This window comes from Bradyrhizobium acaciae (genome assembly GCF_020889785.1).
GTDB classification, from domain to species: Bacteria; Pseudomonadota; Alphaproteobacteria; order Rhizobiales; family Xanthobacteraceae; genus Bradyrhizobium; species Bradyrhizobium acaciae.
The window spans coordinates 1-26,701 of the sequence record NZ_JACMYK010000098.1 but is presented as its reverse complement, the minus strand read 5'-3'; the positions used below and the strand labels follow the sequence as shown (position 1 = coordinate 26,701).

Annotated in this window: 25 protein-coding genes; 9 read left to right on the top strand and 16 right to left on the bottom strand. The window is 64.6% G+C overall.

All coding sequences use genetic code 11. The annotated features are described in order from the left end of the window. On the bottom strand, positions 1-362 hold a 362-nt coding region (locus H8A92_RS28485; RefSeq protein ID WP_229198834.1), incomplete at its 3' end, for a GAF domain-containing protein. 400 nt (positions 363-762) lie between these two features. Between H8A92_RS28485 and H8A92_RS28480 the strand changes: the two genes are divergently transcribed. From H8A92_RS28480 to H8A92_RS28470, 3 genes are read left to right on the top strand one after another with little or no spacing between them, the layout of a single operon-like run. Then, the gene (locus tag H8A92_RS28480; protein ID WP_229198833.1) at positions 763-1,815 is read left to right on the top strand and encodes an Ldh family oxidoreductase; all 1,053 of its coding nucleotides are present in this window, start codon (positions 763-765) and stop codon (positions 1,813-1,815) included. Between the two features lie 27 nt (positions 1,816-1,842). After that, positions 1,843-3,207 carry an LLM class flavin-dependent oxidoreductase gene (locus H8A92_RS28475; RefSeq protein WP_229198832.1) on the top strand — a complete coding sequence of 455 codons (1,365 nt, stop codon included), beginning with the start codon at positions 1,843-1,845 and terminating at the stop codon, positions 3,205-3,207. Between the two features lie 12 nt (positions 3,208-3,219). Further along, a complete protein-coding gene (locus H8A92_RS28470) occupies positions 3,220-4,017 on the top strand; it encodes a fumarylacetoacetate hydrolase family protein (RefSeq protein WP_229198831.1) in 798 nt (265 codons plus the stop codon). A 222-nt stretch (positions 4,018-4,239) separates the two neighbouring features. On the opposite strand, the gene H8A92_RS28465 is transcribed toward H8A92_RS28470, so the two are convergent. Then, positions 4,240-5,160 carry a LysR family transcriptional regulator gene (locus H8A92_RS28465; protein ID WP_229198830.1) on the bottom strand — a complete coding sequence of 307 codons (921 nt, stop codon included), beginning with the start codon at positions 5,158-5,160 and terminating at the stop codon, positions 4,240-4,242. Positions 5,161-5,345: 185 nt separating this feature from the next. On the opposite strand from H8A92_RS28465, the gene H8A92_RS28460 reads away from it, so the two are divergent. Next, on the top strand, positions 5,346-5,696 hold the full coding sequence (locus H8A92_RS28460) for a hypothetical protein (protein WP_229198829.1): 351 nt from the start codon (positions 5,346-5,348) through the stop codon (positions 5,694-5,696). Positions 5,697-5,769: 73 nt separating this feature from the next. Continuing rightward, a complete protein-coding gene (locus H8A92_RS28455; RefSeq protein WP_229198828.1) occupies positions 5,770-6,288 on the top strand; it encodes a hypothetical protein in 519 nt (172 codons plus the stop codon). Between the two features lie 165 nt (positions 6,289-6,453). Here H8A92_RS28455 and H8A92_RS28450 read toward each other — a convergent pair whose 3' ends face one another. Further along, positions 6,454-6,909 (bottom strand): Lrp/AsnC family transcriptional regulator, encoded by a 456-nt coding sequence (locus H8A92_RS28450; protein WP_229198827.1) that lies wholly within the window; start codon positions 6,907-6,909, stop codon positions 6,454-6,456. Between the two features lie 155 nt (positions 6,910-7,064). Between H8A92_RS28450 and H8A92_RS28445 the strand changes: the two genes are divergently transcribed. After that, the gene (locus tag H8A92_RS28445) at positions 7,065-10,541 is read left to right on the top strand and encodes an indolepyruvate ferredoxin oxidoreductase family protein (RefSeq protein ID WP_229198826.1); all 3,477 of its coding nucleotides are present in this window, start codon (positions 7,065-7,067) and stop codon (positions 10,539-10,541) included. On the opposite strand, the gene mctP is transcribed toward H8A92_RS28445, so the two are convergent. From mctP to H8A92_RS28425, 4 genes are all read right to left on the bottom strand, one after another. Beyond that, the gene (gene mctP, locus H8A92_RS28440; protein WP_229198825.1) at positions 10,512-12,002 is read right to left on the bottom strand and encodes a monocarboxylate uptake permease MctP; all 1,491 of its coding nucleotides are present in this window, start codon (positions 12,000-12,002) and stop codon (positions 10,512-10,514) included. The two genes, H8A92_RS28445 and mctP, sit on opposite strands and share 30 nt — an antisense overlap. Positions 12,003-12,012: 10 nt before the next feature. Further along, the gene (locus H8A92_RS28435) at positions 12,013-12,198 is read right to left on the bottom strand and encodes a DUF3311 domain-containing protein (protein ID WP_163160910.1); all 186 of its coding nucleotides are present in this window, start codon (positions 12,196-12,198) and stop codon (positions 12,013-12,015) included. Positions 12,199-12,346: 148 nt separating this feature from the next. After that, positions 12,347-13,318 carry a Bug family tripartite tricarboxylate transporter substrate binding protein gene (locus H8A92_RS28430; RefSeq protein ID WP_229198824.1) on the bottom strand — a complete coding sequence of 324 codons (972 nt, stop codon included), beginning with the start codon at positions 13,316-13,318 and terminating at the stop codon, positions 12,347-12,349. A 231-nt stretch (positions 13,319-13,549) separates the two neighbouring features. Continuing rightward, positions 13,550-14,461: a LysR family transcriptional regulator gene (locus H8A92_RS28425; protein WP_229198823.1), complete on the bottom strand. Its 912-nt coding sequence runs from the start codon at positions 14,459-14,461 to the stop codon at positions 13,550-13,552. Positions 14,462-14,603: 142 nt separating this feature from the next. On the opposite strand from H8A92_RS28425, the gene H8A92_RS28420 reads away from it, so the two are divergent. The 3 genes from H8A92_RS28420 (at position 14,604) to H8A92_RS28410 (ending at position 18,332) form a co-directional block, all read left to right on the top strand. Further along, the gene (locus tag H8A92_RS28420) at positions 14,604-15,752 is read left to right on the top strand and encodes an HlyD family secretion protein (RefSeq protein ID WP_229198835.1); all 1,149 of its coding nucleotides are present in this window, start codon (positions 14,604-14,606) and stop codon (positions 15,750-15,752) included. Positions 15,753-16,223: 471 nt separating this feature from the next. Then, a complete protein-coding gene (locus H8A92_RS28415; RefSeq protein WP_229198822.1) occupies positions 16,224-17,843 on the top strand; it encodes an MDR family MFS transporter in 1,620 nt (539 codons plus the stop codon). A gap of 30 nt (positions 17,844-17,873) precedes the next feature. Beyond that, on the top strand, positions 17,874-18,332 hold the full coding sequence (locus tag H8A92_RS28410) for a carboxymuconolactone decarboxylase family protein (RefSeq protein ID WP_092123976.1): 459 nt from the start codon (positions 17,874-17,876) through the stop codon (positions 18,330-18,332). A gap of 150 nt (positions 18,333-18,482) precedes the next feature. Here H8A92_RS28410 and H8A92_RS28405 read toward each other — a convergent pair whose 3' ends face one another. The 9 genes from H8A92_RS28405 to H8A92_RS28365 all read right to left on the bottom strand — a co-directional run bounded on the left by H8A92_RS28405 (position 18,483) and on the right by H8A92_RS28365 (position 26,589). Then, positions 18,483-19,343: a D-amino-acid transaminase gene (locus H8A92_RS28405; RefSeq protein WP_163160099.1), complete on the bottom strand. Its 861-nt coding sequence runs from the start codon at positions 19,341-19,343 to the stop codon at positions 18,483-18,485. Positions 19,344-19,551: 208 nt separating this feature from the next. After that, entirely contained in the window at positions 19,552-20,283 is a 732-nt protein-coding gene (locus H8A92_RS28400) for an amino acid ABC transporter ATP-binding protein (protein ID WP_229198821.1), read from the bottom strand. A 19-nt stretch (positions 20,284-20,302) separates the two neighbouring features. Further along, entirely contained in the window at positions 20,303-20,995 is a 693-nt protein-coding gene (locus tag H8A92_RS28395) for an amino acid ABC transporter permease (RefSeq protein WP_229198820.1), read from the bottom strand. 2 nt (positions 20,996-20,997) lie between these two features. Beyond that, entirely contained in the window at positions 20,998-21,729 is a 732-nt protein-coding gene (locus H8A92_RS28390; RefSeq protein ID WP_229198819.1) for an amino acid ABC transporter permease, read from the bottom strand. A gap of 152 nt (positions 21,730-21,881) precedes the next feature. Beyond that, positions 21,882-22,799 (bottom strand): amino acid ABC transporter substrate-binding protein, encoded by a 918-nt coding sequence (locus H8A92_RS28385; RefSeq protein ID WP_229198818.1) that lies wholly within the window; start codon positions 22,797-22,799, stop codon positions 21,882-21,884. A gap of 29 nt (positions 22,800-22,828) precedes the next feature. Continuing rightward, on the bottom strand, positions 22,829-23,692 hold the full coding sequence (locus H8A92_RS28380; RefSeq protein ID WP_229198817.1) for an alpha/beta fold hydrolase: 864 nt from the start codon (positions 23,690-23,692) through the stop codon (positions 22,829-22,831). Next, positions 23,689-24,105: a hypothetical protein gene (locus H8A92_RS28375; protein ID WP_229198816.1), complete on the bottom strand. Its 417-nt coding sequence runs from the start codon at positions 24,103-24,105 to the stop codon at positions 23,689-23,691. Before H8A92_RS28375 ends, H8A92_RS28380 begins: the two co-directional genes overlap by 4 nt. Before the next feature lie 145 nt (positions 24,106-24,250). Continuing rightward, positions 24,251-25,096, bottom strand: coding sequence for an IclR family transcriptional regulator (locus H8A92_RS28370; RefSeq protein ID WP_229198815.1), 846 nt, complete (start codon positions 25,094-25,096; stop codon positions 24,251-24,253). A gap of 200 nt (positions 25,097-25,296) precedes the next feature. Then, positions 25,297-26,589, bottom strand: coding sequence for an MFS transporter (locus tag H8A92_RS28365; RefSeq protein WP_229198814.1), 1,293 nt, complete (start codon positions 26,587-26,589; stop codon positions 25,297-25,299). Between the last annotated feature and the right edge of the window lie 112 nt (positions 26,590-26,701).

The following is a 26,701-nucleotide window of genomic DNA, read 5'->3' as shown; positions in this document are numbered from 1 at the left end:
GACACCGGCGCCGCGGCGCCGCTGCGCCAGGCCGCCGAACGGGCGTCGTTGACATAGTCGTTGCTGACGCAGACCCGCTGGTCGCGGAACGCCTGCCCGGCAACGCCTTCGCCTTCCGGAGCGTGGGCGATCGCGGAAATGGTGATGCTGCGCAGACGCGCGACATCGTCGCCGCAGCCGGCTGCGAAGGTCAGCAGACCGGTATCCGGCTCCAGCAAGAACACGGTCGCGGCCAGGAAGCTCCCGCCCGAGAACGCGGCTTCGCAGACCTTTCCGTAAAGTTCTTCTGGCGATTTTGCGTACAGGATCGCTTCGTTGGTGGCATTCAACGCCGCGAATGTACGCCCGATGCTCGACTGCACGATTCCTGAAGGCCCGGGGCACCCCCTTCAAACTGGAGCGGAACATTGCCCGCGATAGGCCTAAGTGGTGGTTAGCGTATCCGGCAAGTCGCACGACAAAGTAAACGGCTGACGAACGCGGAAGGCCCTTTTCCGGGATATTACGGACGCCGGTGTGCCAGCCTGAGCCGTAAGGCCGTAAAGCCCGGATTGCGGCCCTGCCTGCGTCGGCGGAGCGGCCAAATTCCGCATCGCGACCTCGCCCGTTCCACTTGGTGAAAACATCGCCGCCAGCACCCTGCTGGCGGTATGGCGGACCGGATTTTCTGCGCTTGCTCGCACCTCGGCGCTTTGAGACCATGAGCCTGACAACAGCAAGCAAGACCCGCGCATCACGCGGGCCGACCGCGAGGAAAATCCCATGCCGATCGTCCAGGCCGACCGTCTCACGCGCATCGGCGCGGCGCTGCTGAAGGGCGCCGGCGCGTCGGAGGAGGAGGCCAGCGCGGTCGCCTCCGGCTGCGTCAACGCCAACCTCGCCGGCCACGACTCCCACGGCGTGATCGCGATCCCGACCTATATCGACCGCATCAAGGCCGGCCATATCGTCCCCGGCGCGAAATGGACCGTCGTGCAGGAGACGCCGACCACGACCGTGATCGACGGTCATTGGGGCTTCGGCTTCCACGTCAACGCCAAGGCGATGGAGATGACCATCAACAAGGCGAAGACCGCCAATGTCGCGGCCTGCACCGTGTTCCGGCAGAGCCATGTCGGACGTCTCGCGCATTACCCGCTGATGGCGATGCGCGAAGGCATGATCGGGATTGCGGCCGCCGATTCCGGCCGTTCGCCGAAACATGTCGCGCCGTTCGGGGGCCGCGAGGCCCGGCTCGGCACCAACCCGCTGTCGATCGCGGTACCCTCCGATCTGGAGGCGCCGTTCTATCTGGACATGGCGACCTCCGCGGTTGCCGCCGGTAAAATCCAGCTCGCGGTGGCGCGCGGTGAGAGCATCCCGAAGGGCTGGATCATCGACGCCGAGGGCCGCGACACCACCGATCCCACGGATTACCGCAAGGGCGGCGCGCTGCTGCCGCTCGGCGGCAGCGAGGGCTACAAGGGCTCGGGCCTTGCCGCGATGGTCGAGGTACTGTGCGGCCTGCTAACCGGCCTCGGTTTCGGCGTCGAGCCGACCGGCCGCCACAACGACGGCTGCTTCATGGCCGTGTTCAACGTCGCCGCGTTCCGTCCATTGCAGGACTTCAAAAAGGAAGTCGCCGACTTCGCCCGCTATCTGAAATCGACACCGCCCTCGGAAGGCAGCCGCGGCGTGTTCTATCCAGGCGAGATCGAATATCTGCGCGAGCAGCAGCGGCGCAAGGACGGCATTGAGATCGAGGATGCGACCTGGGACAAGCTCAAGGCGCTCGCCGCCGACTACAAGCTGACCGACGACCTCGGCCTTCGCTGATACATCGTCCGGATACAGGAGAACGACATGACACGGCAAATGGCGCTGGTTGGATTCTTGCAGGCGCAGAACTGCACCAATCTGCCGAGCTCCTGGCGTCATCCGGAGTCGCGCGACGATTCGATGTCGGCGGACTACTACCAGGAAATCGCGCGCATCCTGGAGCGCGGCAAGTTCCACATGGCGTTCTTCGACGACCGCCTCGCAATGCCCGATCGCTACGGCAACGATCATGCCCACACCGTCGAATACGGCATCCGCTGCGTGAAGATGGACCCGATCGTGGTGCTGACCACGATGGGCATGGTCACCACCAAGCTCGGCCTCGCCTCGACCGCGTCCACCACCTATTTCGAGCCGTTCGACGTCGCCCGCCGCTTCGCGACGCTCGACCTGATGACGAACGGCCGTGCGGCGTGGAACGTGGTGACGTCGGTCAATGACGGGGAAGCCCTCAATATGGGCCGCGAGCAGCATCTCGAGCACGATCACCGCTATGACCGCGCCGACGAGTTCATGGAGGTGGTGCTCGGCCACTGGGACGCCTGGGAAGACGGCTCGCTGGTGATCGACAAGACGAGCGGCCGCTTCGCCGATCCAAGCAAGGTGAAGCGGCTCGACCACGAGGGCGCGTTCTTCACCTCGCGCGGCCCGTTCACGGTGCCGCGCTCGGCGCAGGGCCATCCCGTCGTGATCCAGGCCGGCGCCTCCGGTCGCGGCCAGCGCTTTGCCGGGCGCTGGGGCGAGGTGATCTTCACCGCGGCGCGCAACCTTGCCAACGCCAAGCAGGGCTATGACGCGATCCGGGGCGAGGCCGCCAAGGCCGGGCGCGACCCCGACCAGATGTTCCTCTGCAATCTGATCACGCCGGTCACCGGTGCGACCAAGGCGGAGGCCGAAGACAGGATGGCCGTGATCCAGAAGCTGCCGCTCGAGATCGACGCGCTGTCGCTGCTCGCCGAAGGCCTCAACTTCGACTTCGGCGCCAAGGGGATCGACGAGCCGCTGACGACAGAGGAGTTGCAGGGCATGCAAGGCATGCTCGGCATCCGCGACGGCGTGCTGCGCACCTCCGGCAAGACCAATCCCTCGACTCGCGACTTCATCACCTTCTCCGGCCGCGGTCAGGTGCAGGACGCGATGGTCGGCGGCCCGAAGGAGATCGCCGATCGGCTGGAGGAGATGTTTGTCAATCGCGGCTGCGACGGCTTCGTCATCGCAGCGAGCTACGTGCCGGGCTCCTATGCCGACTTCGTCGATCACGTGGTGCCCGAGCTACAGAAGCGCGGCCTGTTCCACAAGGATTACGCCGGCACGACGCTGCGGGAAAATCTCGGGCTCAAGCGCCCGGCTGCCGGCGCGTGGAAGACCCGCGCGCAGGTTGCGGAATAGAGGGACATCATCATGCGCTGGCTGAAATTCACCGCCGCGGGCACCACTGCGAGCACTCCTTCTTGGGGCCTCGTCGAGGGCGACACCGTCATCACCGTCAACGGCGATCCGTTCGGCGAATGGAGCAAGACCGCGAAGACCCATGCGTTGAAGGACGTCAAGATCGAGCTGCCGCTGATCCCGCGCACCTTCTACTGCGTTGGACTGAATTATCTGAAGCACCTCAAGGAAGCCGCCGATAAGGCCGGTACGGTGCCGAACGTCCCCGATCGTCCCGAGGTCGGCTACCGCGCGCAGAACGCGCTGATCGCCCATGACGAGAACGTGGTGATCCCGGCGAGCGCGACCGAGAAGATCCATTACGAGGGCGAGCTCGTCGTCGTGATCGGCAAGACCGCCAAGCATCTGACCGAAGCCAATGCGATGGACTGCGTGTTCGGATACACCATCGGCAACGACGTCTCCGAGCGCAGCTGGCAGAAGGCCGACCGCGGGCTGTGGCGATCCAAGAACGCCGACACGTTCAAGCCGATGGGCCCGTGGATCGAGACCGATGTCGATCTCGACCGCATGGAAACCGCGATCCGCGTCAACGGCAAGGAGACCGGCCGCTTCCGCACCAACGAGATGATCTTCGGCATCGTGCCCTTCCTCGTCGAGCTGACGAAATATTTCACGCTGTCGCCCGGCGACGTGATCTGGATGGGCACCGACGGCGCCTCGCCGGACTTGAAGGACGGTGACGTGGTCGAGATCGACATCACCGGCATCGGTACGTTGCGGAACCGGTTCGTGAAGGAGAAGGTGTGAGGGCGGTTGCTCCTCGTTATTGCTGACGCGCGTGCTCCATACCCGGTGTCGTCCCTGCGAAAGCAGGGAGCCATACTCCGCGGCTTGTGTTGTTGAAGGGATTCGTCGTTCCGACATCGCTCGACAATAACCACTGGTGGCTATGGGTCCCTGCTTTCGCAGGGACGACACTGAACCAATGGAGGCATCGGGGTCATGCATCCAGCGCGCAGACCGGATGGGTCACCGCGTCACCCCAGGCCGGCGCTTCACGTGATCGATGAACGCCCGCAGCTTCGGCAGGATCTGGCGGTGGCCGGGATAGTAGAGGAACACGCCGGGTGTCGTCGGTGCGAATTGGTCCAGCACGCGGACGAGCTTCTTCTCCCTCACGCTAGCAGTGATCAGCGGTGCGGGCACTTGCGCCAGCCCCACACCTTCGAGCGCCGCGCCGACCAGCGTCGGGAAGTCATGGCCGATGAAGGAGCCGGATACGGCAAGCTCGATCGAGCGGCCGTTGTCGTTCAGCGACCACGGGGCCAGTCCGCCGTTCGATCGCCGCAGCCTGAGGCACGCATGTTCGCGCAAATCGTCCGGACGTTTGGGCCGGCCGCGGCGCGCGAGATAGTCCGGGCTGCCGACGATGGCGAAAGGGAACGGCCTGGTCAGGCGCACCGCGACCATGTCCGGGTTGATGAACTGGCCCATCCGGATGCCGGCATCGAAGCCGCCGGCGGCGAGATCGACCAGCTCCTCGCTCGCGGCGAGCTCGACCTCGATCTCGGGATAGGCCTTGCAGAATGACGCAATCAGCGGTTCCAGAAGGATCGGCACCACCGAGCGCGGCACGGTGAGACGCAACAGCCCGGCCGGCTTCTGCCCGAGCTCGCGCGCGGCACCGCTCGCGGCGATCAGTTCCTCAAACGCAGGCCGTGCGCGCGCCAAAAACCGTTCGCCGGCCTCGGTCAGGCCGACGCTGCGGGTGGTGCGAATGAACAGCACGGCGCCGAGGCGCGCCTCGAGCGCGCGCACCGCCTGGCTGATCGCCGACGGCGTCACGGCGAGCTCGGTCGCCGCGCGGCGAAAGCTGCGGTGCTGAGCGACGCTGAGAAACGCCTCGACGCCGTCGAGCGCGCCCTGCCGGACTGTGAAGTTCTGCTTCATGGCCCGTCAACATTATCGCGAATAGTCGCGCACGGGAAGCGGTCCTACATCGGAGCAGCAAGCAGCGCGATATGCGCTGATCCACGCGACATCACGACGATGTCGTGAGCGGAGACATGCGACCGATGAAAGCAATCCGTCACACAATCCTCGCCCTCACCCTCACTCTGACAGGCGCCAGCTCCATGACCACTTCCTCTCTTGCCCAAACCACCCAAGCCCAAGCCCCCTCCACCATCACCACCGGCGTGGTGGTCATCCTCACCGTGAAAGCCGGCGTCACCCGCGATCAGGTGATGGCCGTGATGCCGGATGAAATCCGCCAGACCGTGCAGCTCTATCTCAATGGCAAGCTTCGCGAATGGTATTCGCGGTCCGACGGACGCGGCGTCGTCTTCCTGCTCGACGCCAAGGATACATCCGAGGCGCACGCGATCATGGAAGGTCTGCCGTTGTCCAAGCTGGACATCATGGACCACGACTACATCGCAGTCGGCCCGCTGCTGCCGCTGCGTCTGCTCGTCGCCAGGCCCTGAGCGCGCGCCGAGGTCGAACCCGGTCGACGGGCTCGACCTTCCAGACCGAACGGACATCACAGGGAGCCCGACCATGCCAATCAGTCTCAACATCCCGTTCCTTCTCAGCGTCGCCGGAGCATTTCTGACGAGTGCCGTGGTGGCCGCGACCTATGTCTGGCCGGCGCTCCGCACCTTGCCGCGCCATGAGGCGCTGCGGCTGCTTGCGGCTTTCCATGCCTTCCGGTTTCTCGGGATGAACTTCCTGGTCACCGGCTTCGTATCGCCGGAGGTCAACCCGGTGTTTGCCGGCGCGGTCGGCTGGGGCGATCTGACCGCCGCAGCTCTCGCGCTGCTTGCGATGGCGGCATTGTCGTGGCGCTGGCCAATCGCCATTCCGCTGGTCTGGCTCTTCAACATCTGGGGCACGCTGGATCTTCTCAACGCCTACTTCATGGGCGCAACGAAGAACGCCGATCCCGGCCTGTTCGGCGCCGGCATCTATATTCCGGCGCTCTACGTACCGCTGCTGCTGGTCAGCCACGTGATGGTGTTCATGATCCTGATGCGGGCGAAGGCGGCGGAAGTGGACTTGATTGAACCGTCATCCTGAGGTGCGAGTCTTGCGGCGCAATTGCGCCGCTGGGCGAGCCTCGAAGGATGCACGGCCCGGCTGGTGGCCGTTCGCCCTTCGAGACGGCCGCTACGCGGCCTTCTCAGGGTGACGGAGCTGAGAGTGGAGCGCGCGGCTCCATCGCCGAGATGATGGCTCACTCCATCAAAACGGCAGCGCCACGCCGGTCTTGATCTCCTTCAGGATCACGTTGGTGCGGACATGGCGGATGCCGGGAATCCGGAACATGAACTCGTCGAGGAATCTGTTGTAGGCGTCCATGTCGCGCACGACGACACGCAGATGATAATCGGCATCGCCTGTGGTGGCGAAACATTCCAGCACCTCGCGGCGCTGCGTCACCCGCGCGACGAATTCGTCGACGAACTTCACATCGTGACGCTCGAGTGAGACGTGCAGGATCGCCGAGGTCGCAAAGCCTGCGCGTTCGCGCGCGACCAGCGCCGAATAGCCCGAGATGACGCCGGCCTCTTCCAACGCGCGGACCCGGCGCCAGCACGCCGAGGTCGACATCCCCACGGTTTCCGCAAGCTGCTGATTGGTGGCGCGGCCGTCCTTCTGCAGCTCGGCCAGAATTCGCTCGTCTTGCTCTTCGACCATCGCCGGGCTCCAGTTTGGTAGATATTACCAAATATGGCCGCACTGAACAATCTTATACCGAATTGGTCTCACCAATCGAATAGATAGGTAAGACCTACCAGCCCCGCGGGCATAGCCTTGTCCGGTCAGACATCGCGATTCCCGAGGGACCGGTCATGGGCCAGATGCCGCTGCTCGACGCCTACCAGCTCTCCGAGCGCTACAGCAGGGAACGCGGCCGCGTCTTCCTCACCGGCACGCAGGCGATCGTCCGCATCGCGCTCGACCAGATCAGGCGAGACCGTGCGAGCGGACTCAACACTGCGGGCTTCATCTCCGGCTATCGCGGCTCGCCGCTCGGCGGCGTCGATCTCGAATTGTGGAAGATCAAACAGCTGCTGAAGGACAGCCGCATCGAATTCCTGCCCGCGGTCAATGAAGACCTCGCGGCAACCGCGGTGCTCGGCTCGCAGCAGGTCGAGACGCAAAGGGATCGCGAGGTCGATGGCGTGTTCGGGCTGTGGTACGGCAAGGGCCCCGGCGTCGATCGCTCGGGCGATGCGTTGAAGCACGGCAATGCCTATGGCTCCTCGCCGCATGGCGGCGTGCTGGTCGTTGCCGGCGACGACCATGGCTGCGTGTCGTCGTCGATGCCGCACCAGTCCGACGTCGCTTTCATGAGCTGGTTCATGCCGACGCTGCATCCGGCCGATGTCGGCGAATACCTCGCGTTCGGCGAATATGGCTATGCGCTGAGTCGCTTCAGCGGCATGTGGGTCGGCTTCAAGGCGATCTCGGAGATCGTGGAATCCGGCGCCTCGGTCGAGCTGCGGCCGCCACGCGTGTTCGCGCAGCCGGATTTCGTGCCGCCGCCGGGCGGCCTGCATTATCGCTGGCCGGACCTGCCGGGCCCGCAGATCGAGGAGCGGCTGGAGGCCAAGAAACATGCGGTCTACGCGTTTGCAAAAGCCAATCCGATCGACCGCCGCATCTACGACATCAAGGACGCGCGCTACGGCATCGTCACGACAGGCAAGGCGCATCTCGATCTGATGGAGGCGCTGCGGCTGGTTGGCCTCGACGAGGCCGCCTGCCGTCGCTTCGGCATCGACATCTACAAGGTCGGCATGGTGTGGCCCTTGGCGCTGCACGATGCGATGGAGTTCGTGACGGGCAAGCGCGAGATTCTCGTGGTCGAGGAGAAGCGCGGCATCATCGAGAGCCAGTTCAAGGAATATTTCTACGACTATCCCGGCGCCAAGCCGGAGCGGATGGTCGGCAAGCATGACGAAACCGGCGCACGGCTGATCTCCTGGACCGGCGAATTGTCGCCGCGGATGCTCGCCGACGTGCTGGCGCGGCGGCTCGATCCGATGTTTCCGGAACTGCAACTGGCCCGCCGTGTCGCCGCGCTGAGGCCCGAGCAGGATCGCACCATCGCAGTCCCTGGCGCGACGCGCACGCCGTATTTCTGCTCGGGCTGCCCGCACAACATCTCGACAAAAGTGCCCGAAGGATCGAAGGCGCTGGCCGGCATCGGCTGCCATTTCATGGCGAGCTGGATGGACCGCGAGACCTCGTCGCTGATCCAGATGGGCGGCGAGGGCGTCAACTGGGCGGCCTCGTCGAAATTCACCGGCAACAGCCATGTGTTCCAGAACCTCGGCGAAGGCACTTATTATCACTCGGGCTCGATGGCGATCCGGCAGGCGATCGCGGCGAATGCCAACATCACCTACAAGATCCTGTTCAATGACGCGGTGGCAATGACCGGCGGCCAGCCGGTCGACGGCCCGGTCAGTGTGGAGGCGATCGCGCACTCCGTCCGCGCCGAGGGCGTCGCGCGGATCGCGCTGGTGTCGGATGATCCCGCGCATTTCTCGCCGGCGGATTTGCCCGTGGGTGTCACGATCCATCCGCGCGAGGAGATGGACGCGGTGCAGCGCGAGCTGCGCGAGATACCAGGCGTCACCGTGCTGATCTATCAGCAGACCTGCGCCACCGAGAAGCGGCGGCGGCGCAAGCGCGGCACGATCAAGGATCCGGCGCGCTTCGCCTATATCAACGATCTCGTCTGCGAAGGCTGCGGCGACTGTTCGGTGGAATCGAACTGCCTCAGCGTCGAGCCGAAGGAGACGCCGTTCGGGCGCAAGCGCAAGATCAACCTCTCGACCTGCAACAAGGACTTTTCCTGTCTCAACGGCTTCTGCCCGAGTTTTGTCACCATAGAAGGCGGCAAGCGGCGGGCGAAGGGTGCAAGCGCGATCGATCCGCTGGCACGGGCCGCCACGCTTCCGGCGCCGGTGTTCGCGGCCCTCGACAAACCCTACGATCTGCTGGTCACCGGCGTCGGCGGCACCGGCGTCATCACGGTCGGCGCGCTGATCGCGATGGCCGCGCATCTCGAAGGCCGCGGCGTCTCGGTGCTCGACTTCACCGGCTTCGCGCAGAAATTCGGTCCGGTGCTGAGCTTCCTGCGGCTGGCGGCAGCGCCGGAGGCGCTGCACCAGGTGCGGATCGACCAGGGCGCGGCGGATGCACTGATCGGCTGCGATCTCGTAGTGAGCTCGTCGGCCAAGGCGTCCGGCACCTATCGCAAGGGCACGCGCGCCGCGGTCAACACCGCCGAGATGCCGACCGGCGACGTGGTGCGCTTCCGCGATGCCGACCTCGCCTCGCCGGTTCGCTTGCGCGCCATCGAGCGGGTGATCGGATCGGGCAACCTCACCACGATCGACGCCAACGCACTATCCGAGCGGCTGCTCGGCGACAGCGTGTACGCCAACATCATGATGCTTGGCTTTGCCTGGCAGCAGGGCCTGGTGCCGGTGTCGATGGACGCGCTGACGCGCGCGATCGAGCTCAATGGCGTCGCCATCGAGCGCAACAAGCGGGCGCTGGCCTGGGGCCGGCTCGCGTTTGCCGATCCGGAGTTTCTGCCGAAGGCAGACGGTGCTGCCATCAGCACGCCGGAGGCGCTGGAGCAGATGATCGCGCGCCGCGCCGACTTCCTTACCGGCTATCAGAATGAGGCCTATGCCGCACGCTACCGGGCCACAGTCGAGCGCGTGCGCCGCGCCGAAGCGGTGTTCGGCAGCGAGACCTTAACCGACGCCGTGGCGCGCTCGCTGTTCAAGCTGATGGCCTACAAGGATGAATACGAGGTGGCGCGGCTGCATATGCAGTCGGGATTCCTCGACGAGCTCAAACGCGAATTCGACGGCGATTTCACGGTGCAGTATCACCTTGCACCGCCCTTCCTCCCGGCACGGCTGGACGCACGTGGCCGGCCGCGCAAGCGCGCGTTCGGGCAATGGATCCAGACGCCGCTGCGGTTGCTTGCAGGCCTGAAACGGTTGCGCGGCACGGCGTTCGACGTGTTCGGCTACGCCGCGGAGCGACGGGCCGAGCGGGAGCTGATCTCTTGGTATGAAGCGCTGATCGATGCGCTGCTCGACAGGCTCGATGCGGCGCGGTTGCCCGACCTCGTCGCAATCGCAAAAGCGCCGATGGAGATCCGCGGCTATGGGCCGGTGAAGGACGCCGCGATCGAAAAGACCAGGGCGGAGGTGGCGCGGCTGACCGCGCTGCTCACCTCCGCCCCGACAGATGCAAGCGACGGCTCAGGCCGCCGCGCCGCGCTTGGCGGGTGAGATCAGGCCGACCACGACGGTTGCGAGCACCGCCACCACGATGTTGAGCAGCAACGCGCCGAGGCCGACATAGAAGGTGTAGCTGGAATCGCCGAGCGAGATGCTGGCGAGCGGCTTCAGCCCGTTGCTCCATGCCGTATAGGTGCCCCAGCCGATCCCGACGGCCCAGCCGAGCAGCAGGCCCTCGGCCCGGAACCAGACGGTGAACAGGCCGAACACCAGCGCCGGCAGCGTCTGCACGATCCAGAGGCCGCCGAGCAGTTGCAGGTCGAGCGCATATTGCGTCGGCAGGAACAGGATGAAGGCCAGCGCGCCGACCTTCACCACCAACGAGGTGATCTTGGCCACCGACGCCTCACCGGCATGCGAGATGTCCGGATTGACGTAGGACTTCCAGACATTGCGGGTGAACAGATTGGCGGCGCCGATACTCATCACCGCCGCCGGCACCAGCGCGCCGATCGCGATCGCCGAGAACGCGAAGCCCGCGAACCATTCCGGGAACAGCGTCTTGAAAAGCATCGGCACCACGTCGTTCGGCGACGTCACCTTGATGTTGGCGGCATAGGCCATGTAGCCGAGCAGCGCGATCAGGCCGAGCAAGAGCGTATAGGCCGGCAGCAGGATCGCGTTCTTGCGGATGGTATCCGCCGACTTCGAGGCGAAGATGCCGGTTAGCGTGTGCGGATACATGAAGGCAGCGAGCGCCGAGCCGAGCGCCAGCGTGGCATAGGGCAGATACTGCCCGGGCTTCAGCGTCAGCCCGGTGGCGCCGCCCTTGGCCGTGAAGGCGTCGTTCGCCGCCGCGAACACCGCGCCATAGCCGCCGAGCTTCGAGGGCACCACGACCACCGCCGTCAGCACCACGATATAGATCATGATGTCCTTGACGAAGGCGATCAGCGCCGGCGCACGCAGTCCGGAGCTGTAGGTATAGAGCGCGAGGATCACGAAGGCGGCGATGATCGGCAGTTCGCCGGTCAGGCCCATCGCCTTGATCACGACCTCCATGCCGATCAGCTGCAAGGCGATATAGGGCATGGTCGCGACCAGGCCGGTCAGCGCCACCGCGAGCTCGAGCGCGCGCGAGCCATAGGCACCGTGGACGACGTCGGCAGCGGTGACGTAGCCGTTGGCATGCGCCTTCTTCCACAGCACCGGCATCACCGCGAACACGAAGGGGTAAACGATGATCGTGTAGGGAAGCGCGAAGAAGCCGTAGGCGCCGACGGCATAGACCAGCGCCGGCACCGCGATCACGGTGTAGGCGGTGTAGAAATCGCCGCCGACCAGGAACCAGGTGATCCAGGTGCCGAACTGACGGCCGCCGAGCCCCCATTCGTCGAGATGCTCGCTGACCGGGCCGGATTTCCAGCGCGCGGCGAAGAAGCCCATCACGGTGACGAGCGCGAAGAAGAAGATGAAGACGGAGAGCGCCACCCAGGCGATGTGATCGGTCATGGCTCTCCCCTCACCGCTGCTCGTCGGCGTCGGGCTGGCGGCTGCGATAGACCAGCCAGATCAGGAGCGATGAGATCGGCACCCAGGCGAGCTGGTACCAATAGAAGAACGGAAAGCCGAACAGCGACGGCTCGACGAAATTATAGAACGGCACCCACAGCAAGCCGATGAACGGCAGCAGCAACAGAATCCACATGGTCCTCTCCCAGCCCGGGGCGTGATCCAATCCGGCAGGGTTGCCGGCGTCCCGTCATCAACCACCCCAGGAACCATTCGTTGCGTCTAGAATCACAGTTGCGACATGGCGATGCAAAAAGATGTGATCGCCGTGCCGGGCAGGCCGCCTACTCGGCTTTGATGCCGGCGTCCTCTATCACCTTGCGCCAGCGCGCCTCTTCGCCGGCAAAATAGCGGTCGAGTTCGGTGGGGGGTGACGCCACCATCACGAGGCCCTCATTGACGCCGAGCTTCTTGAAGGCCTCGCCTTGCACAGCCCTCGCCGCTGATCGGTTGAGGCGGTCGATGATGTCGGGCGGTGTGTTCGCAGGTGCGTAAAGGCCGTACCAGGACTCCGCGGCATAGCCGGACACACCGGCTTCCGACACTGTCGGCAGTTGCGGGAATGACGCCGATCGTTCGGCCGAGGTCACGGCGATCGCACGCAGCTGCCCGGCCTCGACTAGCGCGGCGCAGCTCGCGACCGTGGTGAACATCACCTGGATCTGGCCGCCCATCAAGTCGGTGATCCCAGGTGCTGCGCCCTTGTAGGGCACGGTGGTGAGGTTGACGCCGGCTATATGCTTGAACAATTCGCCGGCCAGATGCGCCGAGGTGCCGGTGCCGTAGGTCCCGTACGACAGTTTTTCCGGATCGGCCTTCGCGGTCGCGATCAGATCGGCGATCGACTTGATCGGCGATGACGGATTGACCACGACGACATTGAAGGAGCGAGCGACCAGCGCGACGGGGGCAAAATCCTTGTGCGCGTCATAGGGCAGCTTCCGATAGAGACTTGGATTGACCGCATTGGCGAAGGTCGCCATCAGCAACGTGTAGCCGTCGGCTGGGCTCGTCGCCACGCTCTGCGTGCCGATGATGGTGCCCGCCCCTGGCTTGTTCTCGATGATGACGGTGACGCCGAGATCCTTCTGCATCTCCTGCGCCAGCGTCCGCGCGACGACGTCGGTGCCGCCGCCCGGCGCGAACGGCACCACAATCTTGATAATATGATCGGGATAGGCGGCCGACGCCGGCGCCAGCAGCAGCACGTTTGCTGCGATCGCGAACAGGATGGTGGTCAGGACACGAAGCGGCATGGCAGGCCCCGGCAGATGACGTGATCTTCATACATGGGAGCGCCATGCAAGGGACGGCGGGTCGCCATGACGCGGGACGAAGCGCTGCTCAACCCGTCATCCTGAGGTGCGAGCGGAGCGAGCCTCGAAGGATGAATCGGCCCCAGTCGGGCCGTCGACCCTTCGAGGCGCGCCGCGCTCCTCAGGGCGACGGAGTTAGACTTGTATGCGCGGTTCGCACCACGCCTTCGATCACGAATACGGATTAATCAGCTTCTGCTGCTCGGTGGCGTGATGCACCAGGAGGTCGATGAAGGTGCGGACCTTCGCCGAGAGATGATGACGGTGCGGATAGATCGCGTTCATCGTGAACTCGACCGGTCGGTACTCGGGCAACAACCGGACCAATTGGCCGGACTCGAGCTCGTCGCGAACCAGGAAGCCCGCCGCGAGGAACACGCCGACGCCGGCCAGCGCGGCGAGCCTCAGTGTGTCGCCGCTATTGGCGACCAGATTGCCCGTGACCTTCACCGACGCCGGCGTTCCCTTGCGGTCGACGAAATGCCACTCGTCGCCGTAGGGATAATTGACATGACGGATGCAATTGCGCGCCGTGAGGTCGGCCAGCTGCGCGGGCTTGCCGTGCTGTTCGATATAGCTGTGCGAGCAGCACAGCACGTGCCGCCAAGTCGCGATGGTGCGCACGATCAGGCTGGAATCGGGCGACGGGATCATCCGCACTGCAAGATCGAAGTTCTCGTCGATCAGGTCGACATTGCGTTCGCCGATCGCGAGGTCGACCTTGACCTCGGGATAGGTCGCGAGGAACTCGACCACTGCGGGCGACAGGAACTGGGCAAGATGGGTGTTGGTGTAGATGCGCAGCGTGCCGCGCGGTACCGACTGCAGCGCGCCCGCAATGTCGTCGGCCTGCTCGAGGTCGGCGAGGATCTGGACGGACCGGTCGTAATAGGCCTTGCCGACCTCGGTGAGGCTGACCTTGCGCGTGGTGCGGTTGAGCAGCCGGGCGCCGAGCCGATCCTCCAGCGACTGCACATGGTTGCTCACCATGGTCGTGGACATGTTGAGCTTGCGGCCGGCCGCGGAAAAGCCACCGGAATCCACGACCCGGACGAAGGCGGTCAAACTGGTCAGGCGATCCATTCGGCAAGGTCCGGATTATCAGCGCTGGCTTGATAATGCTTCCAGTTTTATGGGGATTATCACAGCGGGGAGGACATTGCATCTAGAGGCCGTACCCGGCGCCCTTTCTGGAAGGACGCAAATGTTCGACCCGGAGGATGCGATGTCGACCACCACCTATATCCCTGAAGAATCAACCAAAATCGGCCTCCGCCCATCGCGGCAGGCGGTCAAGCGGGCTGCCCTCGGGCTCGCCGCCCTGCTCGGCATCGCCGTGGCCGCCGACCTCGGCTACGACTACGTCACCACCGGCCGCTACCTGGAATCGACCGACGACGCCTATGTGAAGGCGGACTCCACGATCATCGCGCCGAAGGTGTCGGGCTACATCGCCCGCGTGCTGGTCACCGACAACCAGCCGGTGAAGGCCGGCCAGCTGCTGGCCGAGATCGACGACCGCGATTACCGCACCGCGCTCGGCCAGGCCAAGGCCGATGTCGACGCCGCGAACGCCTCGGTGCGCAACCTCGATGCGCAGCTCGAATTGCAGCAACCGATCATCGACCAGAGCACCGCCGATGTCGAAGCCGCCGAGGCCAATCTGAAATTCGCCCAGGAGGAGCAGAGCCGCTACGATGGACTGATGAAATCAGGCTCCGGCACCATTCAACGCGCGCAACAGACCGATGCGGCACTGCGCTCCAATACGGCGCAGTTGCAGCATGCGAAGTCGGCGTTGTCGGCGGCGCAGCGCAAGGTCGACGTGCTGACCACACAGCGCGCGCAGGCCGCTGCGCAAGTCGACCGCGCCCGCGCCGTCGAGCAGCAGGCCGAGCTGAACCTGTCCTATGCGAGGATCACCGCGCCAGTCGACGGCACCGTGGGTGCCCGCACGCTGCGCGTCGGGCAATATGTCCAGGCCGGCACCCAGCTGATGGCCGTGGTGCCGCTCGATGCGGTCTATGTGGTCGCCAATTTCAAGGAGACCCAGCTGACCCATGTGCGTAACGGCCAGCCGGTCGAACTCACCGTCGACAGCTTTCGCGGCACCACGCTGAAGGGACATGTCGACAGCCTGTCGCCGGCCAGCGGCCTCGAATTCGCGCTGCTGCCGCCCGACAACGCCACCGGCAATTTCACCAAGATCGTGCAGCGCGTGCCGGTGAAGATCGTGCTCGACGATCACAGCCTCACCGGCCTGCTGCGGCCGGGCATGTCGGCGATCCCGACCATCAACACCAAGGCGACCGTGCTGGCCGAGCGCGACGAGAAGCGCCGCATGGCGTCGGCGACGCGATCGCACGGCGGCTAGCACCCAACATTGCTTCGGCTGGCTTGGCGCGATCGATCACCGCATCGGTGATCGAGCGCGTTTTGTTGTGCGCCTCTCCGCTCTTCGCTTCGTGCCGCGATCACCAGCGGTAGGGCTCCCTCCCCCCTTGCGGGGGAGGGTGGGGAGAGGGGTGCCGCTTGCGCTGACGTTTGTTGGTTTGCGACGACGCCATTGTCGAGAGTGACGCGTCCGGCAAGATTGAAGCGGCTCGCCCAAATCCCTTGCCTCTGCGCCCGGCGCCGCCCCTCTCCCCACCCTCCTCCGCAAGGGGGAGGGTGCCGACGAGACGTTCTCACCTCACGAGAGGATCATCCGGCAAATGAACCATCTGTGCGGCGCGTCCTGATCTGACGCGATTATCAACTTCTGCGGGACAATCCTTCCAGTCTTTCCCGGATTATCGAAACGGGCCGCCTAATACATCTTGGGTGGGCAGCAAGGACGACCCCGATGACCACACTCCAGCCCACAGCCGATGCAGCGAACGCCGCTGCCCTCCCCGCCCCCGCAACGCCGGCCACACAAGCGGTCCCGACCAGGACCTGGATCGCGGTGATCGGCGCCACGCTCGGCGCGTTCATGGCGGTGCTCAACATCCAGATCGTCAACGCCTCGCTTGCCGACATTCAAGGCGGCATCGGCGCTGGTATCGATGACGGCGGCTGGATTTCGACCTCGTATCTGATCGCCGAGATCGTGGTGATCCCGCTCTCCGGCTGGCTCGCGCGGGTGTTCTCGGTACGCTTGTATCTGCTCACCAACGCGTTCCTGTTCCTTGTGTTCTCGGCGGCGTGCGCGCTGGCGCAGGACCTGCCGCAGATGATCGCGCTGCGCGCCGTACAGGGCTTCACCGGCGGCGTGCTGATCCCGATGGCGTTCACACTGATCATCACGCTGCTGCCGAAGGCCAAGCAGCCGATCGGGCTCGCATTGTTCGCGCTGTCGGCAACATTCGCGCCCGCGATCGGCCCGACCATCGGCGGATACCTGACCGAGAACTGGGGCTGGCAATACATCTTCTATGTCAACCTGGTGCCCGGCGCCGTGATGATCGCGATGCTGTACGTCTCGCTCGATCCGAGCCCGATGAAGCTGTCGCTGATCCGCCAGGGCGACTGGCTCGGCATCATCACGATGACGATCGGCCTCGCCGCGCTGCAGACCGTGCTGGAAGAAGGCAACAAGGACGATTGGTTCGGCTCGCCCTTCATCGTCCGCCTGTCTGTCATCGCAGCGGTCTCGCTGGCCGCTTTCCTGATCGTCGAATTCACCGTCGAGAAGCCGCTGCTCAATTTGCGCCTGCTGGCCCGCCGCAATTTCGGCTTCGGCATGCTGGCGAACTTCCTGATGGGCATCGCGCTGTACGGCTCGGTATTCATCCTGCCGCAGTATCTGTCGCGCATCCAGGGCTACAACGCCGAGCAGATCGGCATGGTGCTGGCATGGACCGGCCTGCCGCAGCTCGTGCTGATTCCGCTGGTGCCGCGGCTGATGCAGCGCTTCGACCCCCGCATTGTCATCGGTATCGGATTTGCGCTGTTCGCTGCCTCCAACTTCATGAACATCTACATGACCAACGACTACGCGGCCGATCAACTGCTCTGGCCGAACGTCGTCCGTGCCGTCGGTCAGGCGCTCGCATTCGCTCCGCTGTCGGCGGTCGCAACGGCGGGAATTGAGGCGGAGAATGCCGGATCGGCGTCAGCCCTGTTCAACATGATGCGCAACCTCGGCGGTGCAATCGGCATTGCCGCGCTGCAGACACTGCTGACCAAGCGCGAGCAGTATCACTCCAACGTGCTGATGCAGTCGGTCTCCATGCTGGAACAGGCGACCCGCACGCGGATTGAAGGATTGACCCAGTATTTCCTGAACCACGGCGTCGCCGACCAGGCAGCGGCCGCCCACCGTGCGATCGCCGCGGTCGGCAATGTCGTGCAGAAGCAGGCCTACATCCTCGCCTTCAGCGACACCTTCTACCTGCTCGGCGTGGCGCTGATCGTCGCGCTGATCGCAACACTGTTCCTGAAGAAGCCGGTCCGGCTCGCTGGCGGCGGTGACGCACACTAGCAACCCCAAACTCAACCAAGGAGAACGACCATGAAACCCCGGATGAACTTCTACCAGGCCGCCCCCGAGACCATCAAAGCGCTGGTCGCGGTCGAAAGCCAGATCACCGCGAGCGGCCTCGAGCAATCGCTGATCGAACTAGTCAAGACCCGCGCCTCGCAGATCAACGGCTGCGCCTATTGCATCAACATGCACACCGAGGACGCCCGCAAGCACGGCGAGACCGAGCAGCGGCTCTATCTGCTCAACGCCTGGCGCGAGTCGCCGCTCTACTCCGAGCGCGAGCGCGCGGCGCTGGCCTGGACCGAAGCGTTGACGCTGGTTTCAGAGACGCATGCGCCCGATGCCGACTATGAGGCGGTGCGTGCGCAATTCACCGACAGCGAGCTGGTCAACCTGACCACGCTGATCGGCGCCATCAATGCCTGGAACCGGATCGCGATCGGCTTCCGCGCGGTTCACCCGGTGAAGGTGAAGGTGGCGGCGTGAGGGCAACGCTGCCCGCCACCAATTAGACTGTCATGCCCCGCTTCATGCGGGGCATCCAGTAGGCCGCGGCCTCTCGGCTCTAGCACCGCGGCCTCTGGAATACTGGCTCGCCCGGTCGCGCCGGGCGATGACAACGCGAGTGAGGAGAGATCAAACCGCCGTCGCCCTCGCGAACTCGACATAGATCTCGCGCAGGCGATCGGTCATAGGACCGACCTTGCCGTTGCCGACCTTCTTGCCGTCGATCGCGACCACGCCCTGCACGAACACCGAGGCGCTGGTGATGAAGGCTTCCTTGGCGGCGAGCGCTTCCTCGACCGTGAAGGAACGCTCCTCGATGCGAAGCTGGCGCTCCTCGGCAAGCTTGACCACCGCCTTGCGGGTGCAGCCGGGCAGGATCTCGTTGCCGTTCTGCCGGGTCACTATGACATCGTCCTGGGTGACGATGAAAGACGAGGACGAACCGCCCTCGGTGACCTTGCCGTCCTCGATCATCCAGGCTTCGCCGGCGCCGGCCGCGGCGGCGGCCTGCTTGGCCAGCACCTGCGCCAGCAGCGCCACGCTCTTGATGTCGCGCCGCTCCCAACGGATGTCGGGCACCGTGATGACGTTGATTCCGGTCTTGGCCGACGGCGCGTTGATGATGTCCTTTTCCGAGGTGAACATCACCAGTGTCGGCTTGACGTCGGCCTTCGGGAAGGCGAAGTCGCGCCCCTTGTCGGCGCCGCGGGTGACTTCGAGATAGACCATGCCGTTGACGAGGTCGTTGCGCTTGACCAGTTCCTTCTGGATCTCCTCGATCCGCTCCAGCGTCTCGGGCAGCGCCAGCTCGATCTCGCCGACCGAGCGCTTGAGCCGCGCCAGATGCGAGGCGTTGTCGATCAGCTTGCCCTCGAGCACCGCCGCCACCTCATAGATGCCGTCGGCGAACAGGAAACCGCGGTCGAACACCGAGACCTTGGCCTCGGAATGCGGCACGAACGAGCCGTTGACGTAAGCGATCTTTTCCACGCGAGTTCTCCTGCGGACGAAGGGGGAGTTTCCGCCTTCGTATACGCAAATTGTTAACGGGGGAAAACCCTCCGCGTCGTCATTCCGGGGCGATGCGAAGCATCGAGCCCGGAATCCATTCCACCATGGGTGATGCGGCTCAATGGATTCCGGGCTCGCGCTGCGCGCGCCCCGGAATGACGAGTTGGGAGGACCGGCGCCTCCAGCCCTAATGCTGCAGGATCTTCGACAGGAACTTCTGCGCGCGGTCGCTGCGGGGCGTGCCGAAGAAATCGGCCTTCTTGGCGTCCTCAACGATCTCGCCACGATCCATGAAGATCACGCGGTCGGCGACCTTGTTGGCGAAGCCCATCTCGTGGGTCACCACCATCATGGTCATGCCCTCGCGGGCGAGGTCGACCATGACGTCGAGCACCTCACTGATCATCTCCGGGTCGAGTGCCGAGGTCGGCTCGTCGAACAGCATCGCGATCGGGTCCATCGCCAGCGCGCGTGCGATCGCGACGCGCTGCTGCTGGCCGCCGGATAATTCGGCGGGAAACTTCTTCGCATGATCTTTCAACCCGACGCGCTCCAGGAGCTTCATCCCCTTGACCATGGCGTCAGCGTGCTTGCGGCCCAGCACCTTCTCCTGCGCGAGGCAGAGATTGTCGATGATCCGCAGGTGCGGGAACAGCTCGAAGTGCTGGAACACCATGCCGACGCGCGAGCGCAGCTTCGGCAGGTCGGTCTTGGGATCGTTGACCTTGACGCCGTCGAGCGTGATGTCGCCGCCCTGGATCGGCTCCAGCGCGTTGACGCATTTGATCAGGGTCGACTTGCCCGAGCCGGACGGGCCGCAGACCACCACCACCTCGCCTTTGGCGACGCTGGTGGTGCAGTCCTTCAGCACCTGGAAGGTCGGCCCGTACCATTTATTGACGTGATTGATCTCGATCATGATAGCTCGACTTGTTTGTTCAGCGAACAATGGCAATGCGCGACTGCAGGCGGCGGACGCCGAAGGAAGCGACACAGGAAATGACGAAGTAGACGACCGCGGCGAACAGATACATTTCGACCAGACGGCCGTCGCGCTGCGCGACCTTGCTGGCCGCGCCGAGGAAATCGGGGATCGACAGCACGTAGACCAGCGAAGTGTCCTGGAACAGCACGATGGTCTGCGTCAGCAGCACCGGCAGCATGTTGCGGAACGCCTGCGGCAGCACGACGTAGCGCATCGACTGCGCGTAGGTCAGGCCGAGCGCGCTGGCCGCGGCCGGCTGGCCCTTCGAGATCGACTGGATGCCGGCCCGCATGATCTCGGAGAAATAGGCGGCCTCGAATGCGATGAAGGTGATCAGCGAGGAGGCGAAGGCGCCGACCGTGATCGGCCGCGACGCGCCGGTCAGCCACTGCCCGATATACGGCACCAGGAAGTAGAACCAGAAGATCACCAGCACCAGCGGCAGCGAGCGGATGAAGTCGACATAGAAGCCGGCAATACGCCCGAGCCATTTGTAGCTCGACAACCGCATCAAGGCGATCAGGGTGCCGAACACGAGGCCGCCGAATGCGGCAAGCGCCGTCAGGGTCAGCGTGAAGCGCATGCCCTCGAAGAACAGATAGGGCAGCGCGCGGCGGATGACGTCGAAATCGAAATTGCCGAGCATGGTCATTTGCCCGTGATGTAGCCGGGGATCGCGACATAGCGCTCGAGGAAGCGCATCGCAGTCACCACGACGAAATTGAGAAGGAGATAGAGCACGGTTGCCGCGGTGAACGCCTCGAACACCTGGAACGAAAATTCCTGCATCGAGCGCGCCTGGCCGGTCAATTCGATCAGGCCGATGGTGATGGCGACCGCACTGTTCTTGATGGTGTTGAGGAACTCGGAGGTCAGCGGCGGCAGGATGATGCGGAACGCCATCGGCAGCAGCACGTAGCGATAGGTCTGCACCGTGGTGAGGCCGAGCGCGGTCGAAGCCTGCTTCTGCCCGCGCGGCAGCGAGGTGATGCCGGCCTGCAATTGCACGGCGACACGCGCCGACATGAAGAGCCCAACGCCGATCGCAGCCGTCCAGAACGGCGCATTCGGCAACTGCTTCAGCCACAGCCCGGCGGATCTCGGCAGCAGCTCGGGCAGCACGAAGAACCACAGGAACAGCTGCACCAGCAGCGGCATGTTGCGGAAGAACTCGACCCAGCAGAAGCCGATCCACGACGCGGTCCGCGACGGCAGCGTGCGCAACACGCCGATCACCGAGCCGGACACCAGCGCGATGATCCAGGCGAGCACCGATACCTTGACGGTGACCACCAGTCCCGACAGCAACAGGTCGAGATAGGTGCCGGTCCCCATCGGGTTCGGCTCGAGAAAGATGTGCCAGTTCCAATTATAGTTCACGGGTCCCCCACGCGCGGCCGCGGCGATCACGCATTACGCCGACTTGGCGCGCGGCGTCTATGCAAATGTCCGGCCATTTTCCTCCAAAATGGCCGGACACGTTTATTTTCGAGACCGCCGCCGACGGCGACGGGTCATGCGCAACACTGCGATCAGTTCACCAGATAGGCATCCGGATCGGGCGAATCCGACGGCTTCGCAAACTGCTTCTTCATCTCCGGTCCAGCCGGCGAGTTGAGATTGAGGCCCTTCGGCGGGATCTTCTGGGTGAACCACTTGTCATAGATCTTCTGGCCCTCGCCGCTGGTGTAGAGCGCGGCAGTGGCGGCGTCGACGACCTTCTTGAACGGCGCGTCATCCTTGCGCAGCATGATGCCGTAGGGCTCCGGCTTGGAGAACGCATCCTTGGAGATGACGTAGTCATCCGGCGACTTCGAGCCGGCGACGAGGCTCGCGAGCAGGATGTCGTCCATCACGAAGGCGACCGCGCGATCGGTCTCGACCATCAGGAAGGCCTCGGCATGATCCTTGGCCGGGATGATGTTGACGCTCAGGCCGCGCGCAAGGTTGGCCTCGGTGAGCTGCTTGATGTTGGTGGTGCCGGCGGTCGAAACCACCGTCTTGCCCTTCAGATCGTCGATCGAATTGATCTTGTTCGTCTTCTTCGTGACGTAGCGGCTGGCGGTCAGGAAGTGGCTGTTGGTGAACGAGACCTGCTTCTGGCGCTCGGCATTGTTGGTGGTCGAGCCGCATTCGAGATCGACGGTACCGTTGGCCATCAGCGGAATACGCGTGGCCGAGGTGACCGGGTTGAGCTTGACCTCGAGCTTGTCGAGCTTCAGCTCCTTCTTCACGGCATCGACGATCTTGTAGCAGATGTCCATCGCGTAGCCGATGGGCTTCTGGTTGTCGTCGAGATAGGAGAACGGGATCGAGGAGTCACGGTAGCCGAGCGTGATCGCGCCGGTGTCCTTGATGTTCTTCAGCGTGCCGGTCAGCTCCTGGGCCTGCGCCTGGCTCGCGCCGAGCGCGGCGGCGAGCGCGAAGCCGATGAGATATTTGGGTGTCATACGTCTACTCCTTCGTGGAAACGGTCGATCTAGTGCGTGAGAATGTCGGCGAGGACGGGTGCGATGTAGCCGCGAAACTGTTCGGGATTCTCGCTCATCGGAAAATGACCGAGCTTCTCCATGATCGTGACGCTGGCGCCCCCTATTGCCGCTGCGGTCCGCCTCGTGTCCTCGGGCGTGCAGGAGAAATCATACTCGCCCGTGAGGAGATAGAGGTTGCATACTTTAGTATCGATTGACGCGGCCCGGCCGCGCAGGTCGCCGTCGACACGGTAGAAATAGAGGTCGCCCTTGAACACGCCGGGGCCGCCCTGCTTGTAGGCCCACAGCGTTTCCGTCCGCGCAGCTTCGGGGCTCTGGGGCGCGATCAGCCCCGACACCAGCGCGGCGCAGACCTCGCCGCCGTGAACGTCCGGCCGGTTCAGCCAGTCGGTGTCATACCACGGCGCCTGGAAATCCGCGGCCTCGAGCCCGATCAGCGCGCGGAACTCGGCGGCATGTTCGATCGCAAGGTTGAGCACGATGCGGCCGCCGATCGAGCAGCCCATCACGACAGGCTTCTCCAGACCCAGCGCGCGGCAGAACGCGCGGATGGTTTCGGTGTAGCGTGCTGTGGTGAGTTGGTATTCATCGCCGGTCCAGCTCATCGGCGGATTCGACTTGCCATGCCAGGGCATATCGAAGGCAATGATGCGGAAATTTTCGGCAAATTGCTCGTCAGCGAGCAGATGCCGCCACTGCCGCGCGTCTGATCCTGCGGTGTGCAGGCAGACCAGCGGAATGCCCTTGCCGTTCTCCTCGAAATAGATGCGGTGCAGTTCGCCGCCGATCTCGACGTGCACGTAGCGGCCGACCATCGGCTCGATATGACCGTTCATGACAGCGCCGCTCATGATACGGCCGCCGCGAAATGCTGCCGCGGCAGCGCCAGCAGGTCCTTGAAGTATTGCAGATGCGTCATGAAGGAATAGAGATCGCCCTCCAGCACCGCCTCGCCGCGCTTGGTCAGCGCCAGCAGATCATGCCAGCCGGGCTTCGGTTCGGCCTGCCAATAAGCGGCCCAGGCCCGCGGCGTTGCGCGATAGGCGAAGCGCCACGAGCGCATCAGGACCGGCGAAGGGACGAGCTCGACGATGCGCCCATTGCGGATCGCGGCATGAAACGGACGCGCCACCGCACCGATCAGGCAGTCGCAATCGAGCAGCCGCCCGCGCGAGACCAGCGAGGGCGCCCGGTCGAGCAATGCGGGAAGGCCGGCAAACGCCGTCGTCACAGCGTCGTCGGTGGCGTCGGGCGATCGCGTCATCTGTCGGGGAAGGTTTCCTGCGGCGGACGACCCATGATGACCGGAAGGCCGCGATCCCGCAAGGCGCCGATGCCCTTGGGTTCCCTGGATTATTCGCTTGACCAAACGCGGCGTGCCGGTTCAGCGCGCAGGCCGCGGCGGCATCTCAGCTCGCCTTGACGGCACGTCCATTCTTCGGCGCCTGCGCCATCGCGCGCGCGAGCACCTGGGCTTCCTTCTTCAGCATGTCGGCGAGCTCGCTTTCGCGGCGGCGAATGCGGTCACTTGCCGCACCGATCGACAACGCGGCGACCACCTCGCCGGCATCGTCACGGACGGGGACCCCCACGCCACCCATGCCGGGGAATGCGGCGTCCAGCAGCACGGTGTGGCCGGCCTTGCGCGCCATAGCGATCCGCTCGCGCAGGAACTTCGGTGTGATGCGCGGCGATTTCGCCAGCCGCGGCACGATCACCTCGATCACGGCCTCGATCTCGGCATCCGGCAGCCAGACCAACAGCGCCAGCGCGCCGGCACCGACACCGAGCGGACGGCGGCTGCCGATCTGCAGATAGTTCGGCTGCAGCGGATGATTGCCGACCGAGCGCGCCAGATACAGCGCCTCGACGCCGGAGCGCACCGACAACAGCGCGGTATCGGCCGAGCGCTCCGACAGCCGCAGCAGGCTCGGCTGCGCCAACTCGGCGATGTCGACCGAGCGGCGCGCGCCGACCGCCATCACCCGCGCCTCCTGGCCGAGCTCATAGGTCTTGGCGCCGGCGACCCTGGAGACGAAGCCTTCCTCGATCAACGAATTGAGGATACGCAGCGCGGTCGCCTTGTTCAGCGAGGTGGTGTCGGCGATGTCGGTCAGCCGCAGCGGCGAGCGCTGCGCCAGCACGCGCAGGATCGCGCAGACCTTCTGGATCGCGTTGAACTTGTCGGGTTGGCCCGGCTCCGGCGATGGCCTCTTGCGGCTGGTCCGTGCGGTCGCAGTCGTGGAGGCGTTCATGCCCGGTGTTCCTTGCCTGAATTCCAAATCTTGAACCGGGCACGACGAGTGGCCACGCCCGGCGGACATCATCCTAGGACGGATGATGCACGCCGGACATCGTATACTTTCGTCAGATGAAACTTCGAATTCAACTATCTCCGCCGCTGTGCAGCAATGGAGATATTTGAATTTCGCTTCACGAAATCACCAGAATGCAGCTACGCCAGCCGCATCCTTCGGATCGTGAAGAGCGCGCCGAGGCTGAGGATGCAGACCGCGGTGAGATAATAGCCCGGCGCGAGTTCGCCAATCAGCGCAAAGCCGCCCATCCAGGTCATGATCGCCGGCCCCATGCCGCCGAACAATGTCACGCCGATGTTGTAGCTGAGACCGAGCCCGGTCGCACGTGTCGCCGGTGGAAACAGCTCCGACATCAGCGCGGCCAGCGGCCCGTAATACAGCGACTTGAGCACGCCGAGCCAGAGCACGCCGAGCAGGATGATCATTGGCGTCGGCTTGCCGGTGAGCAGCAGGAACGCCGGAAAGATCGACACCAGCAGCAGCAACGCAAACAGGATCATGTGCGTGGTGCGTCCGATCTTGTCGGAGACAAGACCTGCGATCGGCGCCAGCAACGCAACCGCCGTCTGCGCGGCGAATGCGGCGATGAACCCAACCGACGGCGCGAGGTTGAGCGTCTTCACCACATAGGTCGGCATGTAGACGATCAAATAGTTGACCGCCGTCGACACCGCGAGCGCACCGATCGCAAGCAGCGTGGCGAGCTTTTGCCGCGTGAGCACCTCCCTGACCGGCGAGCCTTGCTTTCCGGCCGCGGGCGGCGGGGTCGCGTCCTCGACGTGGTTGCGGATGTAGATGCCGACCGGACCGATCAGCACGCCGAACAGGAACGGCAGCCGCCAGCCCCAGGCTTGCAGATCCTCCGGGCTCATCAGCGAGGTCAAGAGCGCACCGAAGCCCGCGCCGAGCAGGCCGCTGACACCCTGGCTTGCGAACTGCCAGCTCGCGACAAAGCCACGCCGCTCCGGCATGTGCTCGACCAGGAACGCGGTCGAGGAGCCGAATTCGCCGCCGGCGGAGAAGCCCTGCACCAGCCGCGCCAGCATCACCGCGATCGGTGCCAGGATGCCGATGGTCTGATAGGTCGGCATCAGCGCCAGCACCAGCGTGCCTGCTGTCATCAACACGATCGACAGCATCAGCGAGGCCTTGCGGCCGTGCCGGTCGGCATAGGCGCCGAGCACGACGCCGCCGATCGGGCGGATCAGGAACGACAGTCCGAAGCTGCCGAAGGTCAGCAGCAGCGAGGTGGTCGGATCATTGGCCGGAAAGAACGCCTTGGAGAGATAGACCGCGAAATAGGCGTAGACCGAGATGTCGTACCATTCGAGCGCATTGCCGACCGAGGTCGCGACGATCAGGCGGGTGATGTTCTTTTTGTCGACCGTGCCGTCATGGACCGGCGTTGCGCTCGTCGTCGATAATGTCATTTGAATTTCCTTGGCAGCGTCGGCCACCATTTCTCCGCCCGTCATGCCCGGCCTTGACCCGGGCATCCACGTCTCCCCGTCATCCCCGCGCAAAGGCTACGCCTTTGCGCGG

What these genes read in the sequence shown, in the direction of transcription:
- H8A92_RS28480 (WP_229198833.1), top strand. Translation starts at nt 763, where the DNA reads ATGCCGATCGTCCAGGCCGACCGTCTCACGCGCATCGGCGCGGCGCTG.
- H8A92_RS28475 (WP_229198832.1), top strand. Translation starts at nt 1,843, where the DNA reads ATGACACGGCAAATGGCGCTGGTTGGATTCTTGCAGGCGCAGAACTGC.
- H8A92_RS28470 (WP_229198831.1), top strand. Translation starts at nt 3,220, where the DNA reads ATGCGCTGGCTGAAATTCACCGCCGCGGGCACCACTGCGAGCACTCCT.
- H8A92_RS28465 (WP_229198830.1), bottom strand. Translation starts at nt 5,160, where the DNA reads ATGAAGCAGAACTTCACAGTCCGGCAGGGCGCGCTCGACGGCGTCGAG.
- H8A92_RS28460 (WP_229198829.1), top strand. Translation starts at nt 5,346, where the DNA reads ATGACCACTTCCTCTCTTGCCCAAACCACCCAAGCCCAAGCCCCCTCC.
- H8A92_RS28455 (WP_229198828.1), top strand. Translation starts at nt 5,770, where the DNA reads ATGCCAATCAGTCTCAACATCCCGTTCCTTCTCAGCGTCGCCGGAGCA.
- H8A92_RS28450 (WP_229198827.1), bottom strand. Translation starts at nt 6,909, where the DNA reads ATGGTCGAAGAGCAAGACGAGCGAATTCTGGCCGAGCTGCAGAAGGAC.
- H8A92_RS28445 (WP_229198826.1), top strand. Translation starts at nt 7,065, where the DNA reads ATGGGCCAGATGCCGCTGCTCGACGCCTACCAGCTCTCCGAGCGCTAC.
- mctP (WP_229198825.1), bottom strand. Translation starts at nt 12,002, where the DNA reads ATGACCGATCACATCGCCTGGGTGGCGCTCTCCGTCTTCATCTTCTTC.
- H8A92_RS28435 (WP_163160910.1), bottom strand. Translation starts at nt 12,198, where the DNA reads ATGTGGATTCTGTTGCTGCTGCCGTTCATCGGCTTGCTGTGGGTGCCG.
- H8A92_RS28430 (WP_229198824.1), bottom strand. Translation starts at nt 13,318, where the DNA reads ATGCCGCTTCGTGTCCTGACCACCATCCTGTTCGCGATCGCAGCAAAC.
- H8A92_RS28425 (WP_229198823.1), bottom strand. Translation starts at nt 14,461, where the DNA reads ATGGATCGCCTGACCAGTTTGACCGCCTTCGTCCGGGTCGTGGATTCC.
- H8A92_RS28420 (WP_229198835.1), top strand. Translation starts at nt 14,604, where the DNA reads ATGTCGACCACCACCTATATCCCTGAAGAATCAACCAAAATCGGCCTC.
- H8A92_RS28415 (WP_229198822.1), top strand. Translation starts at nt 16,224, where the DNA reads ATGACCACACTCCAGCCCACAGCCGATGCAGCGAACGCCGCTGCCCTC.
- H8A92_RS28410 (WP_092123976.1), top strand. Translation starts at nt 17,874, where the DNA reads ATGAAACCCCGGATGAACTTCTACCAGGCCGCCCCCGAGACCATCAAA.
- H8A92_RS28400 (WP_229198821.1), bottom strand. Translation starts at nt 20,283, where the DNA reads ATGATCGAGATCAATCACGTCAATAAATGGTACGGGCCGACCTTCCAG.
- H8A92_RS28395 (WP_229198820.1), bottom strand. Translation starts at nt 20,995, where the DNA reads ATGCTCGGCAATTTCGATTTCGACGTCATCCGCCGCGCGCTGCCCTAT.
- H8A92_RS28385 (WP_229198818.1), bottom strand. Translation starts at nt 22,799, where the DNA reads ATGACACCCAAATATCTCATCGGCTTCGCGCTCGCCGCCGCGCTCGGC.
- H8A92_RS28380 (WP_229198817.1), bottom strand. Translation starts at nt 23,692, where the DNA reads ATGAGCGGCGCTGTCATGAACGGTCATATCGAGCCGATGGTCGGCCGC.
- H8A92_RS28375 (WP_229198816.1), bottom strand. Translation starts at nt 24,105, where the DNA reads ATGACGCGATCGCCCGACGCCACCGACGACGCTGTGACGACGGCGTTT.
- H8A92_RS28370 (WP_229198815.1), bottom strand. Translation starts at nt 25,096, where the DNA reads ATGAACGCCTCCACGACTGCGACCGCACGGACCAGCCGCAAGAGGCCA.
- H8A92_RS28365 (WP_229198814.1), bottom strand. Translation starts at nt 26,589, where the DNA reads ATGACATTATCGACGACGAGCGCAACGCCGGTCCATGACGGCACGGTC.